At 71.3% G+C, this 17,286-nt stretch carries 14 protein-coding genes; 10 read left to right on the plus strand and 4 right to left on the minus strand.

What is annotated here, in order from left to right; all coding sequences use genetic code 11:
• Positions 1-37: 37 nt before the first annotated feature.
• Positions 38-1,900, minus strand: coding sequence for an AAA family ATPase (locus tag SAVERM_RS35510; protein ID WP_010988309.1), 1,863 nt, complete (start codon positions 1,898-1,900; stop codon positions 38-40).
• A 431-nt stretch (positions 1,901-2,331) separates the two neighbouring features.
• Positions 2,332-2,985, minus strand: a complete 654-nt coding sequence (locus SAVERM_RS35515; RefSeq protein ID WP_010988310.1) for a uridine kinase family protein — start codon at positions 2,983-2,985, stop codon at positions 2,332-2,334.
• Between the two features lie 255 nt (positions 2,986-3,240).
• Here SAVERM_RS35515 and SAVERM_RS35520 point away from each other — a divergent pair, with 255 nt between their 5' ends.
• The 5 genes from SAVERM_RS35520 (at position 3,241) to SAVERM_RS35535 (ending at position 8,413) form a co-directional block, all read left to right on the plus strand.
• Complete coding sequence (locus SAVERM_RS35520) at positions 3,241-4,197, plus strand: hypothetical protein (RefSeq protein ID WP_037646592.1); 957 nt, start codon at positions 3,241-3,243, stop codon at positions 4,195-4,197.
• A 48-nt stretch (positions 4,198-4,245) separates the two neighbouring features.
• Entirely contained in the window at positions 4,246-5,796 is a 1,551-nt protein-coding gene (locus tag SAVERM_RS35525) for an amino acid permease (RefSeq protein WP_010988312.1), read from the plus strand.
• A gap of 198 nt (positions 5,797-5,994) precedes the next feature.
• The gene (locus SAVERM_RS35530) at positions 5,995-7,347 is read left to right on the plus strand and encodes a peptidase C39 family protein (RefSeq protein ID WP_010988313.1); all 1,353 of its coding nucleotides are present in this window, start codon (positions 5,995-5,997) and stop codon (positions 7,345-7,347) included.
• A 138-nt stretch (positions 7,348-7,485) separates the two neighbouring features.
• The gene (locus SAVERM_RS42000) at positions 7,486-7,626 is read left to right on the plus strand and encodes an SCO1431 family membrane protein (RefSeq protein WP_010988314.1); all 141 of its coding nucleotides are present in this window, start codon (positions 7,486-7,488) and stop codon (positions 7,624-7,626) included.
• A gap of 127 nt (positions 7,627-7,753) precedes the next feature.
• The gene (locus SAVERM_RS35535; RefSeq protein WP_010988315.1) at positions 7,754-8,413 is read left to right on the plus strand and encodes a TetR/AcrR family transcriptional regulator; all 660 of its coding nucleotides are present in this window, start codon (positions 7,754-7,756) and stop codon (positions 8,411-8,413) included.
• A 52-nt stretch (positions 8,414-8,465) separates the two neighbouring features.
• Here the strand turns inward: SAVERM_RS35535 and SAVERM_RS35540 are convergent, their stop codons facing one another.
• A complete protein-coding gene (locus SAVERM_RS35540) occupies positions 8,466-9,749 on the minus strand; it encodes a glycoside hydrolase family 18 protein (RefSeq protein ID WP_010988316.1) in 1,284 nt (427 codons plus the stop codon).
• A 355-nt stretch (positions 9,750-10,104) separates the two neighbouring features.
• Here SAVERM_RS35540 and SAVERM_RS35545 point away from each other — a divergent pair, with 355 nt between their 5' ends.
• Positions 10,105-11,277 carry an acyl-CoA dehydrogenase family protein gene (locus tag SAVERM_RS35545; RefSeq protein WP_010988317.1) on the plus strand — a complete coding sequence of 391 codons (1,173 nt, stop codon included), beginning with the start codon at positions 10,105-10,107 and terminating at the stop codon, positions 11,275-11,277.
• 1,075 nt (positions 11,278-12,352) lie between these two features.
• Here SAVERM_RS35545 and SAVERM_RS35550 read toward each other — a convergent pair.
• Positions 12,353-12,781 carry a hypothetical protein gene (locus tag SAVERM_RS35550; protein ID WP_010988318.1) on the minus strand — a complete coding sequence of 143 codons (429 nt, stop codon included), beginning with the start codon at positions 12,779-12,781 and terminating at the stop codon, positions 12,353-12,355.
• A 268-nt stretch (positions 12,782-13,049) separates the two neighbouring features.
• Between SAVERM_RS35550 and SAVERM_RS35555 the strand changes: the two genes are divergently transcribed.
• The 4 genes from SAVERM_RS35555 to fxsA all read left to right on the plus strand — a co-directional run bounded on the left by SAVERM_RS35555 (position 13,050) and on the right by fxsA (position 17,227).
• A complete protein-coding gene (locus tag SAVERM_RS35555) occupies positions 13,050-13,490 on the plus strand; it encodes an Lrp/AsnC family transcriptional regulator (protein WP_037646600.1) in 441 nt (146 codons plus the stop codon).
• A 47-nt stretch (positions 13,491-13,537) separates the two neighbouring features.
• Entirely contained in the window at positions 13,538-15,160 is a 1,623-nt protein-coding gene (locus SAVERM_RS35560; protein ID WP_010988320.1) for an amidohydrolase, read from the plus strand.
• A 609-nt stretch (positions 15,161-15,769) separates the two neighbouring features.
• Positions 15,770-16,567, plus strand: a complete 798-nt coding sequence (locus SAVERM_RS35565; protein WP_010988321.1) for a polyprenol monophosphomannose synthase — start codon at positions 15,770-15,772, stop codon at positions 16,565-16,567.
• Between the two features lie 87 nt (positions 16,568-16,654).
• Positions 16,655-17,227: an FxsA family membrane protein gene (gene fxsA / locus SAVERM_RS35570; protein ID WP_010988322.1), complete on the plus strand. Its 573-nt coding sequence runs from the start codon at positions 16,655-16,657 to the stop codon at positions 17,225-17,227.
• The last annotated feature ends 59 nt before the right edge of the window (positions 17,228-17,286 follow it).

The following is a 17,286-nucleotide window of genomic DNA, read 5'->3' on the forward strand; positions in this document are numbered from 1 at the left end:
GCGTGGCCCTGGGACCGTCGGGTTCCAGGGCCACCGCTCACAGTGCCGAAGGATCCTGCGGTCCCCGCCCCGACAGCACCTCGCCGTACGCCTGCATCAGATCCGGCAGCCGCAGCGTGGAGAGATCGTCCCGCGACGGGGTCCTCGGATAGCCCGTCAGCCGCAGATCCCGGTACGCGCAGCTCTTCTCGTACAGGGTGCGCAGGAAGCGGCCGTTGCCGAGCTCGTCGATCCAGCCCTGGTCGATGACGTGCCCGCTGATGGAGCGCAGCTCGTCGAGCGCCTCCTCGTCCCACACGTCGCCGTTCTCCGCGGCCAGCACCTCGCCGATCGAGGTGAGTTCGAGCGGGCGGTACGAGGGGAAGTCCACGCGGGTGGTGAAGCGGGAGGAGAGACCGGGGTTCGCGGCCAGCAGGCGGTCCATGCCCTCCGGGTAGCCCGCGAGGATCACCACCAGGTGGTCCCGGTTGTCCTCGGCCCGTTTCAGCAGCACCTGGAGCGCCTCGTCGCCGTACGCGTCGCCCTTGCCGTAGCCGGAGTTCGACAGCGCGTACGCCTCGTCCACGAACAGGACGCCACCGATCGCCGAGTCGATCAGCTCGTTGGCCTTCACGGCCGTCTGGCCCAGGTACTCGCCGACCAGGTCCGCCCGCTGGGCCTCCACCAGATGGTCGCCGCCGAGCAGCCCGAGCGCGTAGAAGACCCGGCCCAGGATCCGCGCCACCGTGGTCTTGCCGGTGCCGGAGGGTCCGGAGAAGACGAAGTGGCGTTTGGGAGGCTGTACGGGTAAGCCCTGGCCGGCCCGCAGCCGCGCCATGTTCAACTGCGCCGACAGCGCCTTGACCTGGCGCTTCACCGGTTCGAGCCCGACCATCCGCTCCAGCTCCGCCAGCGCCTCCTCGAGGAGCTCGGGGTCCGTGGGCCCGGCCGGCAGCGGCTGCACCGGCACCACGGTCTTCTCCCGTACCGCGTCGGCCTCCTGTGGCAGGGCGCCGGGCGGTGCCGGTTCGGGCTCGGAGAGCTTCAGCTCCCGCCCCTCGCCGCCGAAGAGGGGATCCACCCCGTCCGGCCCGTCGATCAGGTCCTGTCCGATCCCGGTGAGCGTGATCGCCGCGAGGTCGACCGCCTCGTCGTACCCGTCGCCGTCGGAGATCGCCGCGAGCCGTGCGGAGGTGTCCATGAAGGCGGGGTCCACCCGGTGCACCGCCCGGTACAGGGGCAGGGCGGCGGCGCTGCGGCCCGTGCCCTCGTGCGCCCGTGCCAGCCAGTAGCGCAGCTCCTTGCGCTGCGGCTGCTCGCTGCGGCAGCGCATCAGCGCGGCGGACAGCAGGGGCTCGGCCTGTCCGAACATCTCCAGCCGGACCCGGGCCATGCCGCCGAACAGCCCGGCCTCGATACCCAGCATGGCGTCGTCGATCAGCGGATCCGTGTGCCGGACCAGCTGCTCCCAGTCCTTGACCAGATAGGCCCGGCAGGCGTGCAGGAAGCGCACCTGCGGGTCCGTGTCCACCGGCGGCAGGCTCGCGAGCGCCCGGTCCAGGTCGGGGACATGGCGTCCGTCCAGCCAGTGGGAGGCGTGCGCGAGCAGCAGATCGCGCGGACTCTCCAGCACCGGCTGCACCCACCAGCCCAGCCAGTACCAGGAGTTGAGGGTGCGCCGGTGCCGGGTGCGCTGCTCCCCGAAGCGGTCCCGGTGCCGGAACATCCGGAGCAGCGCGGTCGTCGTGTCGACGCGCAGCGCGTGCAGTCCGAGCCAGCCGTCGGCCATGCCCGGATCCATCCGCACCGCGGTGCGGAACTCCTCCTCCGCCTGCGGATAGGCGCCCATCGTGTAGGCATCCACACCTCGCAGCCAGGCGAGGTCGGCCGGAGCCTCGGGGCCCCGCGTGCCGAAGTCCATCACGTCCCCCACAGACCGTGCCCCCGTTGGTTCACCGCCGGGCCGGTGCCCGTCGGCAGTCGTCGAACCGCTGTGCCGCGGACGGGAGTTGCATGGGTGCGCAGAGCAGCCGTCCGAAGGTCGCACCGAGAGGCATGGTACCTGCGGGGCCGTCGCCTGCCGAAGGGTGCCGCACAGGCCGTTTGACGAGGTGGGAGCAGATGGGGCGCACTGCGCATGGTGACCGAGGGTGAGCGAATCACGTCTCCCGGCGCCCGAAATGAGGTGCTCAGGGCAAAACGAAGCCCCCGATCACGGGGGAACAATCGGGGGCTTCGCGTCTGGCGGCGGCCTCGAAAGGCCGCTCATTCAGAACGTAAGTCCTGTACGGCCCCCCGGTCAAGACGAGTTGGAGCACTTGGAGAAGTTCTCCGGCGGGGGTCTTCACAAGTTCAGCACATTGCGGATGGTCCCTCACTGTGCGTGAGATCCTGGTCCGGTCCTGGCGTCCCAGCAGGCCCCGGCAGCACCTCGTACCCCTCCGGACACTGCTGTACCAGAAGGTCGGCGAAGGGCCTGGACGGGTCCCCGGCGAAGTGCCGGCGCTCCGCCTCGACCCACCCGGCCCAGAACTCGCGCTGCGCCTCGCCGTCCCTCTCCCGCCCGCGCGTCCAGGACGCCTCGTGCGGCAGCTCCATCCACAGCAGCCGCGCGAGATACGGACGCAGCGCCCGGCGGCCCGCGCCGACGCCCTCGACGAGGACCACGGGCGCGGGCGGCAGGGCGCGGGCCGGGTCGAAGTCGCGGGTGTGCCAGTTGTAGGGGCGGTAGTGCGCGGGCTCGCCGCGGCCGAGCGGTGCCACCACCTCGCGCAGCAGACGGTCCGTCCACGCGAACAGCTCCTCGTGCGTGGCGATGTCGTCGAGGTGCAGCACGGGCGCGCCGTCGAGTGCCGCGGCCAACCGCCCGGCGAACGTGGACTTTCCGGAGCCCGCGTGCCCGTCGACGCCGACGAGCCGGACGGGGCCGCACGAGGGCGGCAGTCGTCGCAGGCGGGAGGCGAGGTCGTGAATGGTCGTTCCTCGGGGTCGGCGGGGTGTGGGCATATTTCAAACGAACATTCTATAGCGGGTGCGAGAAGGCGGATCCGGGTGTGGCGGCGCGGGGGGATCCGGGGCACGAAATTAGTGTCGCGTTGAACTATGTAGGAAAAGCCTCAACCATTTTTTCTCAGGCTCGCGGTCAAAGGCCCCCACGTGTCGGACCAGGCATTCGGCAATCGGCATTCCGCTTCCCCCGCATGCTGAGTAGGGTGCCTGGTGCGCAACGGCGTGGCATCGGACGGGGATGGACAGGGGAGCATGGCCGCGGGGTTATTCGAGGGGCAGTACGTATGGCATCCGGCGGCCGACGACCGCACGCTCGCGAGCGTATGCGTGGATGTGCGCGCCGGGCGTTATCGGAGCGCGCGCGAAGCGCTCGCCGACACGCGCGACGATTTCGGACTGCGTGCCCATCGCTCGCTGGTCCTCGCCTCGGAGGCGGCCGACTCCGACCTCGCGGAGCGCTGGCTGGCCGAGGAGCCCACTCCCGAGGCCGCACTGCTGTGGGCGCGGGTCGCGGTGCTGCGGACGCTGCGTGCCGCCGCCGCCCACGACGAGCGCGCCGAGGCGCTGGAGCGCATCGCGCTCACCGCGTGCGAGCGGGCCTCGACGGCGGCCCCGCACGATCCCACGCCCTGGGTGGCCAAGCTGACGATGGCCCGGCTGCACGACATCCGCGAGCCGGCCCCGCAGGGGCTGCTCACCGCGCCGGCCGGCCCCTGGCGGCTGTTCTCGCACGTCCTGCGGCTCGACCCGTGGAACCGTGAGGCCCACCACCGCTTCCTCGCCTGCTTCTTCACGCGGTACGGCGGCTCGGTGAACGCGGCCTGGGACGTCGCCGCCTTTCTGGGCCAGCGGGCCCCCGCCACCTCACCGCTGCGCCTGCTGCCCCTGGTCGCCCTCGTGGAGAGCTACAACCCCGCGCAACTGCTGGCCGACCGGGTCTGGGAGCAGCCCCAGTGGCGCGCCACCGCCCTCGCCATCTACCAGAACTGGCTGCCCGAGACCGCGGGCTACCGCTTCACGCCGGTGCTCGACCTCGCGTATCTCGCGCACGCCCTGTTGATGGCCCAGCGCGAGTTCGAGGCGCGCGCCGTCTTCATGGCCATGGGGCCCTACGCCTCCCGTATGCCCTGGAGCGTCTTCGGCGACCCCGAGGAGCAGCTCTCCCGCGCCCGCCGTTCCTGCGGACTGCCCGTACCCGGAGCCGCCTGACCCCGCTCACCCCGGTCTCCGGCACCCCCCCCACAGAAAGGTCAGGTTGTGTCAGAACGGATATCAGCGCCCGGTACGTCACATGCGAGAGGACGTGCGGGTGCGGATCCCGGCGCACTCGACGACGATGCGACGCTGCATGCGATGGGCTATCCGCGCAAGCTCACCCGACGATTTCAGGCGTTCGACAATTTCGCCATCTCCTTCACCATCATCAACATCATCTCGGGCATCTTCTCGTCCTTCGGATTCGGTATGAACGCGGGCGGGCCGCGCATTCTCGTCTTCGGCTGGATCGGCGTTTCCGTCATGGTGCTGTTCATCGGGGCCGCGATGGCCGAGGTCGCCTCCGCATATCCGACGAGCGGGGCGCTCTATTTCTCCGCCGGAAAGCTCGCCAAGCGGCACAAGGGCGCCTGGTCCTGGTACACGGGCTGGCTCAATTTCGTGGGGCAGGTGGGCGGTACGGCCGCCACCGGATACGCGGCCGCCACCTTCATCCAGGCGTTCATCGCCCTGCAATGGTCCTCGTACGAGCCGACCGCTCACCAGACGGTCCTGATCACGGCGCTGATCATCGCGCTCCAGGGGCTGGCCAACACCTACACCGTGCAGCTCGTCGCCGTCCTCAACCGGATCTCCGTGTGGTGGCTCCTGATCGGGCTCGTGGTGATCGTGAGCACCTTGACCGTCATGCCCGACGACCATCAGTCGGCCTCGTTCGTGACGCATTTCGCGAACAACACCGGTTTCACGAACGGGATTTACGGCGGGATGCTCGGTCTGCTGGTCACCAGTTGGACCTTCACCGGCTTCGACGGCAGTTTCCACATGTCCGAGGAAACGGTCCGGGCCACGGTCAACGCCCCCAAGGGCATCACACGTGCCATCGGCTATTCGGCGATCACCGGACTGATCCTCATGCTCGCCCTCGTCTACAGCATTCACGACTATGACCAGGTGGCCGGCTCCTCGGCGCCGCCCGTGCAGATTCTCATCGATGGGCTTGGCATGGGCACTGCAAAGGTGCTGTTGCTGATCGTCATCGGCGCCATGCTCTTCTGCGGACTGGCCAATCTGACCAGCAACACCCGGCAGATCTTCGCCTTCTCCCGGGACGGCGCGATGCCCGGCTCCCGCTGGTGGCACACGGTCTCGCCGCGCACCCGTACGCCCGTCAAGGCCGTCTGGCTGGCGGTCGGCTGCTCGCTCGCGCTGGTGCTGCCGGGCTGGTGGTCCCACACCGCCTTCACCGCCATCGTCAGCGTCAACGTCGTAGGCCTCTTCCTCGCCTACGCCGTGCCGATCTTCCTCAGGCTGCGGCTCGGCGACGAGTTCCGGGCCGGCCCGTGGAACCTGGGCCGCTGGAGCAGGCCCGTCGGCATCCTCGCCGTGACCTGGATCCTGCTCAGCAGCGTCCTGTTCATGCTGCCGCAGGCCTCGCCGATCACCGTCGACTCCTTCAACTACGCCCCGATCGCGCTGGCCGTGGTGCTGGTCGTCGCCACGGTGTGGTGGTTCGCCACCGCGCGGCGCCGCTTCCAGGGGCCGGTCAGCTACGGCCGGCCGGACGAGGTCGCGGCGATGGACCTCGTCTGACGCACCCGCCCCGGGCTCCGGCGTACGGCCTGCCCGTACGCCGGAGTGGCGGCCCCCAGGCAGTGCCAGTGGTCGGGACCAATATTGGTGACGCGCCGCGTGCCGAAGTGCTGGCAGAAGTCTGCGTCCGGCGGCCATAGTTGGCCCACAGCCGCGCGTCTGAGCTGCCGCTTCCGGACAACTGGGGGTCACCCACCGATGACCAGAGCTTCAGAGCCGTCCCGCAGAACCGTCATCGCCGCGGCGGTCGCCGTGGCAGCGGTCGGCGCCGCGGGCCCGGCGGCCGCGGCGCCGACCGCCCGGCCGACGAAAGCATCCCCGAACCTCGTGGACAACCGCGCCTGGACCTCGTACTCCGACTGGCGCGGGGGCACCGCGAAGGGCACCCGGGCCGTCGCGGGCGCCCGCCCCGGCCTGGCGATCGCCACCCCCGCGGGCCGCACCGACTACACCGACCCGCACACCGGCAGGACCGCCACCTGGGAGTACGCGACCTGGACGTCCCCGGTGCACCGGCTCGCCGTCCCCTCCACCGAGGTGATCGCCTCCTGGAACGCGCACACCCCGGCCGGCACCTGGCTCCAGGTCGAGCTGACGGGCACCTACTCCGACGGCACCGCCACGCCCTGGTACGTGATGGGCCGCTGGGCGGCCGGCGACCAGGACATCCGGCGGACCTCGGTCGACGGCCAGAGCGACGGCAAGAGCAGCATCTGGACGGACACCTTCGCCATCGACGACACCGCCTCGGGCCTGCGCCTGGTCTCCTACCGGCTGCGGCTCACGCTGTACCGCACCCCGGGCGGCGGGATCACGCCGACCGTGTGGCGCCTCGGCGCCATGGGCTCCGACATCCCGGACCGCTTCACCGTGCCCGCCTCGGCGCCGGGGCTCGCCCAGGAGCTGAGGGTCCCGCGCTACTCGCAGGAGATCCACGCCGGCCAGTACCCCGAGTACGACAACGGCGGCGAGGCCTGGTGCAGCCCCACCTCCTCACAGATGATCATCGAGTACTGGGGCCGCCGGCCCACACCCGGGCAGCTGGCCTGGGTCGACCCCTCGTACGCCGACCCGCAGGTGTGCCACGCGGCCCGCTTCACCTACGACTACCAGTACGCGGGCTGCGGCAACTGGCCCTTCAACGCGGCCTACGCCGCGACGTACAAGGACCTCCAGGGCGTGGTGACCCGGCTCGGCTCCCTCGGTGATCTGGAGACGCTGATCGCGGCGGGCATCCCGGTCATCACGTCCCAGTCGTTCCTCAAGACGGAGCTGACGGGGGCGGGCTACGGCACCTCGGGCCACCTGATGACCGTGATCGGCTTCACCGCCGACGGCGACGTGATCGCCAACGACCCCGCGTCGCCCGGCGACGACGCGGTCCGGCGGGTCTACCAGCGGCGCGAGTTCGAGAACATCTGGCTGCGCACCAAGCGGTACAACGCCTCCGGCAAGGTCGTCTCCGGCACGGGCGGCGTCTGCTACCTGTACTTCCCGGCCCATCCCTCCGCGCGCCGGCGCAAGGCGCTCGCGGCGGTGGGCGTCCGCTGACGAGGGGCGGCCCCCGGGAGAGTACCGGGGGCCGCCGCCCCGTGTGACCAAGGTCTCCGCCGCAAAAGCCCTTTCCGGTGGCAAGGTGGACAGACCGGTGGGGGGGAGTCCATTGCAAGACGACGTCAGCGAGAAGCCATGACCGCAACCTCTGCCACCGCACCCCGCGTCCGCACGGGCGGCCCCAAGGAAGACGGCCCGAAGATCCTGGAGCACGTCATGGGCTGGACCCTCGTGGTGGTCCTCGCGATGCTCGTCACCCAGCTCGGCCTGCTGTGACCTGAGTGGCCCGCCCCGCGGGGCGTCCCGAACCGCGTCCGGTTCGCCGATCGGAGTCGAACATCCTGGTGATGATGTTCTGACATACTGCCGATGTCCCGCTGGCAGTTGGAGACTTGGGCCGGAATTGAACAACAGTCAACAGCGCGGCGTGGTGCGCCCCGGGGCACGGGGCACGGACCGCTCTGCCGCGCGTCGCGCCGAACTCATCGCCATCGGACGGAAGCTGTTCGCCGACACGTCGTACGACGCGTTGTCGATGGACGACATCGCCCGCCAGGCGCACGTCGCCAAAGGGCTGATCTACTACTACTTCAAGTCGAAACGCGGCTACTACCTGGCGATCATCGAGGACTCGGTGACCGGCCTGGTCACCCGCGCCGCCGAGGGGCTGGAGCTGCCGCCCGACCAGCGGGTGCACCGCACCATCGACGGTTACCTCCGCTACGCCGAGCACAACCAGGCGGCGTACCGCGCGATCATCAGCGGTGGCGTCGGCTTCGACGCCGAGGTGCAGGCCATACGGGACGGCGTGCGGCAGGCGATGGTCGACGCGATCGCCGAAGGCGCTTACGGGCGCCACGAGATCGCGCCGCTCGCCCGCATGGGCCTGCTCGGCTGGCTGTGCAGCGTCGAGGGTGCCACCCTCGACTGGACCGGCCGCCCGGAGCTGCCCCGCGACATCATGCGCAAACTGCTGGTCAAGATGCTCGGCGGCACCCTGCGCGCCATCGAGGAGCTCGACCCGGCGTATCCGGCACCGCCGGCCGCCCGCCGGGACACCTGAGCGAGAGGCGGGGGCCGTTCGGACCCCCACCTCAAGTGACCTGCTTCGACGGCTAGTTGATCGCCTTGATCAGTTCACCGTTCGAGGTGTCGCCGCTCAGCTCCCAGAAGAAGGTGCCTCCCAAACCCTGCGCGTTCTTGTACGTCATCTTCCCGGCGATGGTCGACGGGGTGTCGTAACTCCACCAGTTGCTGCCGCACTTGGCGTAGGCGGTGCCGCCGACCGTGCCGGTCGCCGGGCACTTCGTCTTGAGGACCTTGTAGTCGTCGATGCCCTGCTCGTACGTGCCCGCCGCCGGGCCCGTGGCGCTGCCGCCCGGCGCCGCCTGCGTGACGCCCGTCCAGCCGCGGCCGTAGAACCCGATGCCGAGCAGCAGCTTCGAGGCCGGGACGCCGAGGCCCCTGAGCTTCGCGATGGTCGCCGAGGTGTGGTAACCCGCCTTGGGAATGCCGGAGTACGAGTTCAGCGGCGAGTGCGGAGCCGTGGGGCCGGTCGCGTCCCAGGCGCCGAAGAAGTCGTACGTCATCGGGTTGTACCAGTCGACGTACTGCGCGGCCCCCGCGTAGTCGGCCGCGTCGATCTTGCCGCCGCTGGTGGCGTCCGCGGTGATCGCCGAGGTGACGAGGTTGCCGCTGCCGAACTTCGAACGCAGCGCTCCCATCAGGTTCTTGTACGCCGCCTTGCCGCTGGTGTCGCAGGTGTTGCCGCAGGCGTTGGGGTACTCCCAGTCGATGTCGATGCCGTCGAAGACGTCCGCCCACTTGGAGTTCTCGACCAGGTCGTAGCAGGACTGGGCGAACGCGGCCGGGTTCTTGGCGGCCTCGCCGAAACCGCTCGACCAGGTCCAGCCGCCGAAGGACCAGAGGACCTTGAGGTTCGGGTGGAGCTTCTTGAGCTTGCGCAGCTGGTTGAAGTTGCCCCTCAGCGGCTGGTCCCAGGTGTCGGCGACGCCGTCCACGGATTCGGCCGCGGTGTACGCCCGGTCGGTCGCCGCGTACGCGTCGCCCATCGCGCACTTGCCGCCCGTGACGTTGCCGAAGGCGTAGTTGATGTGCGTGAGCTTGGCGCCCGAGCCGGAGGTCTCGATGTTCTTGACGTAGTACTTGCGGTCGTAGGTGCCCCATTCGGTGAAGTACCCGACGACCTTGGAGCCGGCGGCGGCCGCCCTGGCGGGGGCCTGGGCCTCCGTGGCGGTCGCGGTGCCCGCGCCGGCGAGCAGCCCCGCGCCGAGGACGGCGCAACATGCGGCGGACAGGAGCGCCCGCAGGGAGGCGCCCCCTGTTCGAACAGGTTTGCGGGTTTGGGGGAGGACGCGGGGGCGGTGCGGACTGAGCATCGTGTCTCCTCGTGGGGGAGAGGGGAGCGTGCGTCGGTTGGCATGAACGCGTAGACGCGCTGGGGACGAAACAGTAGGAGGACTAGACCAGTTGGGTCAATGGTTCGGACCAATTTCGCGTCGGAGGCGGCGCGGGGGCCGCTCCCTGGGGCAGGGTGGCTTCTTTTTTGAGTGAGCGCTCGTTAACTGGTGACGCGATGCCTCCGATCGGGCATACTCACAGCGCACAGCCGCTGGTCAGCAGCCTCCGTGACCCGGAGGCGGCAGCATCGGCAGTGTCCAGTGAGACCCGGCGGGGCCGCCCCACCCCAGGTGAGCGTTCGCCGATGTGCCCGACAGGGAGGAGAGCGTCGCCATGCCCGACCGCGCCCCGCAGCCGGTGGACCGTCAGCTGCCCACGGATGAGGCCCGGGATCTGATCTCGCTCGTCCGCGACATCGCGCAGCGTGAGATCGCCCCCGAGGCGGCCGAGGGGGAGGACGCCGGGCACTTCCCGCGCGAAGTCTTCGGACTGCTCTCGGAATCAGGACTCCTCGGCCTGCCCTACGACTCCGAGTACGGAGGCGGCGACCAGCCGTACGAGGTCTACCTCCAGGCCCTCGAAGAGCTCGCTGCGGCCCGCCTCACCGTCGGCCTCGGTGTCAGCGTCCACACCCTCGCCTGCCATGCGCTCGCCCAGTACGGCACCAAGGAACAGCAGGTCGAGCACCTGCCCGCGATGCTCGGTGGCGGACTGCTCGGCGCCTACTGTCTCTCCGAGCCGTCATCGGGATCGGACGCGGCCTCGCTTCGCACGAAGGCGGTGCGGGACGGCGACGACTGGGTGATCACCGGCACCAAGGCGTGGATCACACACGGCGGCATCGCCGACTTCTACACCGTCATGGCGCGTACCGGCGGCGAGGGTGCCCGCGGCATCACGGCCTTCCTGGTGCCGGGCGACGCCGAGGGCCTGCACGCGGCGCTGCCCGAGAAGAAGATGGGCATGAAGGGCTCCCCCACCGCGCAGGTCCACTTCGACGGCGTGCGGGTGTCCGACGAGCGGCGCATCGGCGACGAGGGGCAGGGCTTCGCGATCGCCCTGTCCGCGCTCGACTCCGGGCGGCTCGGCATCGCGGCCTGCGCCGTCGGCGTCGCCCAGGCGGCCCTCGACGAGGCGGTCGCGTACGCCACCGGGCGGCAGCAGTTCGGGCGGCCGATCGCCGACTTCCAGGGGCTGCGCTTCATGCTCGCCGACATGGCCACGCAGATCGAGGCGGGCCGGGCGCTCTACCTGGCCGCCGCCCGGCTGCGCGACGCGGGCCGACCGTTCTCCAAGCAGGCGGCCATGGCCAAGCTGCTGTGCACGGACGCGGCCATGAAGGTGACCACGGACGCGGTCCAGGTGCTCGGCGGCTATGGCTACACCGCGGACTTCCCGGTCGAGCGCTATATGCGTGAGGCCAAGGTCCTGCAGATCGTCGAGGGGACGAATCAGATCCAGCGGATGGTCATCGCCCGGCACGTCGCGGGTCCCGACTCGCGCTGAGGCGCGTCGCGGTCGTGCGCCGCGCTCTGCGGGCCGTGGGGCGCGCCGAGGCGCCCCGCGGGCCTGAAGTGCGCTGAGGGGCGGTGTGCGGGGCCGGGACCGGCCGGGGCTCAGGCGTCCGCCGGAGGGGTCCGGCCGGCGCCGAACTGGCCCAGCCCGACCGGGGGTGCCGCCAGGCGGACCCACTCCGGGTCGTGACGGCCCGGGAGCGTGCGCCCTCCGTCGGCCCATGTCCGCATCAGGGCGCGGTAGATGGGCGGGTCGACGGGCTGCGGCGGCCGCAGCGGAACCGATTCTGCCGGTGCCGGAACGAGTACCCGACGCCGACGCCCGGTCGCTGGATAGGTGGAAGTCATACCCGGGCAACGCGCGGGCGGCGGCCGGGTCACCGGTGCCTGGAATAGAGCGTGAGTTCATGACGGGCCCGGTAAGGGGTACCGCGGGCCCCTCTCGGCCCTTGGGCGGCGCGCGCGGCTGGAGGTGTCCTGCGCGGCGCTGTGCCGGCCGAGGAAGCCGCGTCCCTCGCCCCCCTCGGCGAGGCAAGCCTCTTGCGTCGCCACGTCACGACTCAACGTACCCACGGCACATGGGCAGTTGACGGGCCGTCACGCCCGCCGCCCATCGAGGACGTCGTCGACCGGTCGACGACCTCCGGCCACGCGAAGAGGGCGGGGCGCTGCTCGGTCGGCCGACGCGCGCACCGAGAACGTCGTCGCGGGAGTCGGGCTTCGGCTGGACGGTCTCCCCGTACCGCTTCTTCCCGGGCCCGGCCGTGAGCATCGGTCGACGCGGGCTGCTGCCCGGCTTCCCGCGGCGCGACGATGCCGAGCGACGCTGTGCGCGGCTCACCGGCCACACCCCGCGGGACACGGCTCTCCCCACCCGGCACGCGGGCCCGCGGCAGGCGATCGTCATGCCGCGCGTCGCCCACCGTCACGTGCGCTGCGGCGAGGTGGCCCTTACGGCGGATCCGGACGCACTGAACCTGCACCACGGCGACCTGCGAGCCGTGGTGCAGGGCAGCTACGGGGATCGAGGGACCACGCGCGGGCCGCGCGCCGCCTCGTGCCGTGGGTCAGGCGGCCTCGCGCCGCATGTCCGGCACCCGCATCGGGCGCGAACCGGGGCCGCCGACGTGCGAGAACGGCTGCGTCCGCCAGTCGAGGCCCTGAGGGAGCGTCAACAGCAGGGCGGTGTCCTGCTCCTGGGGTTCGACGGACTCGTCCGCCGGCCGGGCGTCGGCGGCCTGGCGGCCCGTACCGGCGCAGACCGTCAGCCCGAACGGGTTCCACGGGGTCGCGCACAGCGCGTGCTCGGGCAGGACCTCCTCGTCCGCCAGGAGCGCGATCGGTTGCGCGCAGTCCGGGCAGACGACCCGGTACATCTCGAAGGTGTCGTAGGCGTCGAACTCGTCCTCGCCGGGTTCGACACCCTCCGGCTCGGGCTCGATGACGAGCTGCTGCCGCTTGGGTGCGGTACGACCTGGGCGCTTAAGACTCTGCATGGGATTCTCCCCCTCGGGCTGGGCCGACAAGGCACTGCGGCCTCGACCACAGCAAGCACTTCCCGCCCCGTCTCGGCGGTAATCACGAGAACATCACGGAGCCTGTTCGGGCACTGTGTCGTTCGTCACATGCCGCGCGCAGATGCCCGACGCGGTGGATTTGTCCCACGGGCGGCCGGCAGCCGGCCGTCGGCCACATCACGAACCGGGTATGACCTGCGCGGCTCAGGTATCCGAGGAGATCAGACGCACTGTAGGTTCTTGCGCCATGGAGGAGCTCGACCGACAGATCGTGCAGCTGCTCGTCGCCGATGGGCGGATGAGCTACACCGACCTGGGCAAGGCCACCGGCCTGTCCACGTCGGCCGTGCACCAGCGGGTACGTCGCCTGGAACAGCGCGGCGTCATCCGCGGCTACGCCGCGGTCGTGGACTCGGAGGCCGTCGGGTTGCCCCTGACCGCCTTCATCTCGGTGAAACCGTTCGACCCGAGCGCCCCCGACGACATCGCGGAACGCCTGGCCGGCGTCCCGGAGATCGAGGCGTGCCACAGCGTGGCCGGCGACGAGAACTACATCCTCAAGGTCCGCGTCTCGACCCCGCACGAGCTGGAGGAGCTCCTCGCCCGGGTGCGGACGCTCGCGGGCGTCTCGACGCGTACGACGGTGGTGCTGTCGACGCCGTACGAGGCACGCCCGCCGCGGATCTGACGGCCCCGGCCGCCACGGGAGCGCACGCAGGCGCGAGACTGTTCCCCATGAGTGAGAGCACCGCCCCGTCGGACACCGTGCTGCTGCGCGGTGGAGAAGTCCACAGCCCCGCCGACCCCTTCGCGACCGCGATGGTCGTGGAACGCGGACAGGTCGCCTGGGTCGGCTCGGAAGGCGCCGCGGACGCCTTCTCGGCCGGTGTCGACGAGGTCGTGGACCTCGAAGGCGCCCTGGTCACCCCCGCATTCACCGACGCGCATGTGCACACCACCTCCACCGGGCTCGCGCTCACCGGCCTCGACCTGTCCGGCGCACCCTCCCTGGAGGCGGCCCTCGCCCTCGTACGCGACTTCGCCGCGGCCCGCCCGGACGACCGGGTCCTGCTCGGCCACGGCTGGGACACGGCCCGCTGGCCCGGCGGACGCCCCCCGACACGCGCCGAACTCGACGAGGCGGCCGACGGGCGTCCGCTGTACCTCTCCCGGATCGACGTCCACTCGGCGGTCGTCAGCACCGCCCTGCTCGACCTGGTGCCCGGCATCACCGGCCGCGCCGGATACCTGGACGGCCCGCTGACCCGCGACGCCCATCACGCCGTCCGCGGCGCCGCGCTCGGCGCCGTCTCCCCGGCCCAGCGCACCGAGGCCCAGCGTGCCGCCCTCGCGCACGCCGCCTCGCTCGGCATCGGTTCCGTCCACGAGTGCGCGGGCCCCGAGATCTCCTCCGAGGACGACTTCACCGGCCTGCTGCGCCTCGCCGCCGAGGAGACGGGCCCCCGGGTCGTCGGCTACTGGGCCGAGTGGGGCGAAGAGGGCATCGACAGGGCGCGTGCCCTCGGAGCGGTCGGCGCCGCCGGTGACCTCTTCGTCGACGGCGCGCTCGGCTCGCACACCGCCTGCCTGCACCAGCCGTACAGCGACGCCGGGCACACGGGTACGGCCTATCTGGACGACGACGCCGTCGCCGCCCACGTGATCGCCTGCACCGAGGCGGGCCTCCAGGCGGGCTTCCACGCCATCGGCGACGCCGCCGTGACCTCCGTGGTCGAGGGCGTGCGCGCCGCCGCCGAGAAGGTCGGCCTCGCCCGCGTCCGCGCCGCCCGGCACCGCGTCGAACACGCCGAGATGCTCACCCCCGAGACCATCGCGGCCTTCGCGGAACTCGGCCTCACCGCCTCCGTGCAGCCCGCCTTCGACGCGCTGTGGGGCGGCGCGGACGGCATGTACGCGCAGCGCCTGGGCGCCGAGCGGGCCCGTACGCTCAACCCCTTCGCCGCCCTCCTGCGGGCCGGCGTACCCCTTGCCTTCGGCTCCGACAGTCCCGTCACCCCGCTCGACCCGTGGGGCACCGTCCGCGCGGCGGCCTTCCACCGCACGCCGGAGCACCGTGTCTCCGTGCGCGCCGCGTTCACGGCGCATACGCGTGGCGGATGGCGGGCGATCGGACGGGACGACGCGGGGGTCCTGGTGCCGGGCGCGCCCGCCGACTATGCCGTGTGGCGCACCGAGGAACTGGTCGTGCAGGCCCCCGACGACCGCGTCGCCCGCTGGTCCACCGACCCGCGCTCGGGCACCCCGGGACTGCCCGACCTGACCCCCGGCGGAGACCTGCCCGTCTGCCTGCGGACCGTGGTGGGCGGGCGGACGGTATTCGTACGGCCCAACGAGTGATGTCCGGGGACGGCGCGGCGGCGATCACCACCGGCCGCCCGGCGCGCGACCTGCGCATCCTCCGCACTGCCCGGTCGGATGAGGGAATCGTCGCAGCTCGAACGGCTGTTGACAGCCGACCTCGGGGGGCCGGTAGGTTCGGCCGGGTCCACCACCGGACGTCCGACCGGGGAACTTCCGCGCACTCGCCGGAGCGTCGCTGGGCCAGGGGTGGTGCGCCGCACCGGCGCACCGCCACTGGGAGCCAGGCCCAGCACCCGCGCCACGACGAGGGATCGTTCCGCACGCCGGACGGAGGTCCCTCCCTGCTCGAGCGGAACCGAGAGTCTGGGGGGAAGGGTGTGACCCGGGTGGGGCCCGGACGCTCAGTAGACAACGGCTCTCGGTCGACCCGCAGCCAGCGGGCCCCAGGTCGGCCCGAAGGGCGCCGGGCCCCGATTCCGTGGCGTGCACGCGGACGGGCGGCGGAATCGGATGCGCGCACTGGCGCAAAAGTGCCTCTTACCCGACTCTTGTGTAATCGACACCCCCCATACGAACGTGCTGACACGTCGGTGCAGGCCGCGGCCACTATGGTGGACCCCTGCGTACGGACTTGAAGGGGCAGCAGTGAACGACGGCGACGAGACCCTCACGGCAGGAGCTCAGGGGAGACAGTTCGGCCCGCTCGGCACCGCCTTGGTGATCATTCCGACCTACAACGAGGCGGAGAACATCAAGTCGATCGTCGGCCGGGTACGGGCCTCCGTGCCCGAGGCGCACGTCCTCGTGGCCGACGACAACAGCCCCGACGGCACGGGCAAGCTCGCGGACGAGCTGGCCGTCGAGGACGACCAGGTGCATGTGCTGCACCGCAAGGGCAAGGAAGGGCTCGGCGCCGCGTACCTCGCGGGCTTCCGCTGGGGCCTGGACAACGGCTACGGCGTACTGGTCGAGATGGATGCCGACGGCTCGCACCGGCCGGAGGAGCTGCCCCGGCTGCTCACCGCGCTCAAGGGCGCCGACCTCGTGCTCGGGTCCCGCTGGGTGCCGGGCGGCCGGGTCGTGAACTGGCCGAAGTCCCGCGAGTTCATCTCCCGCGGCGGCAGCCTCTACTCGCGCCTCGCCCTCGACCTGCCGCAGCGCGACATCACGGGCGGCTACCGGGCCTTCCGCCGCGAGACCCTGGAAGGGCTCGGCCTCGACGAGGTCGCCTCCCAGGGGTACTGCTTCCAGGTGGACCTGGCACGCCGCACCGTCAAGGCCGGCTACCACGTCGTCGAGGTGCCCATCACCTTCGTCGAGCGGGAGTTCGGCGACTCCAAGATGAGCCGCGACATCCTCGTCGAGGCGCTGTGGCGCGTCACGACGTGGGGCGTCGGGGAACGGGTCGGACGGATCACGGGCCGGGGGCCCAAGTCCTCGTGAACCGCCGCCTGCGGACCGTACGGGTTCACGGGCGGCGTTGATCATTCCCTTATCCCGCACTGAGCCGGGGCCAGGCACACTGGACGCATGACGACTGGCGCTCCGACTCCGACGTACCCCGCCCGCCCCCGGCGCTCTCGGCTGCGCACGTTCCTGCCGCTGGGTGTGGCCGCATGGCTGGTGCTGGAGATCTGGCTGCTCACGCTGGTCGCCGGTGCGGCCGGCGGGTTCACGGTCTTCCTGCTGCTGGTCGCCGGGTTCGTCCTCGGCTCCGTGGTGATCAAGCGTGCCGGGCGCCGGGCCTTCCGCAACCTCAGCGAGACGCTGCAACAGCAGCAGTCGGACGCGCCGGTGACCCGCGGCAGAAGCGACGGCAACGGGCTGATGATGCTCGGCGGGCTGCTGCTGATGCTGCCGGGCCTGATCTCCGACGCCCTGGGCCTCCTGCTCCTGATCCCGCCGGTCCAGAAGGCCGTGAGCCGGTACGCGGAGCGCACCTTCGACCGCAAGATCCGCGAGGCGACCCCCGGCACGCTGGGCGACGCCTTCCAGCAGGTCCGCATCCACCGCCCCGACGGCAAGGTGGTCCAGGGCGAGGTCATCAGGCAGGACGGCCCCCAGGACCCGGAGCCGGGCCCGCGCCCGCCGCTGAACCGCTAGGGCGGCCCGTCCGGCCGATCATGCAAACGGCACGGCACGGCACGGCACGGCACGGCACG

The sequence above is a fragment of the Streptomyces avermitilis MA-4680 = NBRC 14893 genome (assembly GCF_000009765.2).
GTDB lineage: Bacteria > Actinomycetota > Actinomycetes > Streptomycetales > Streptomycetaceae > Streptomyces > Streptomyces avermitilis.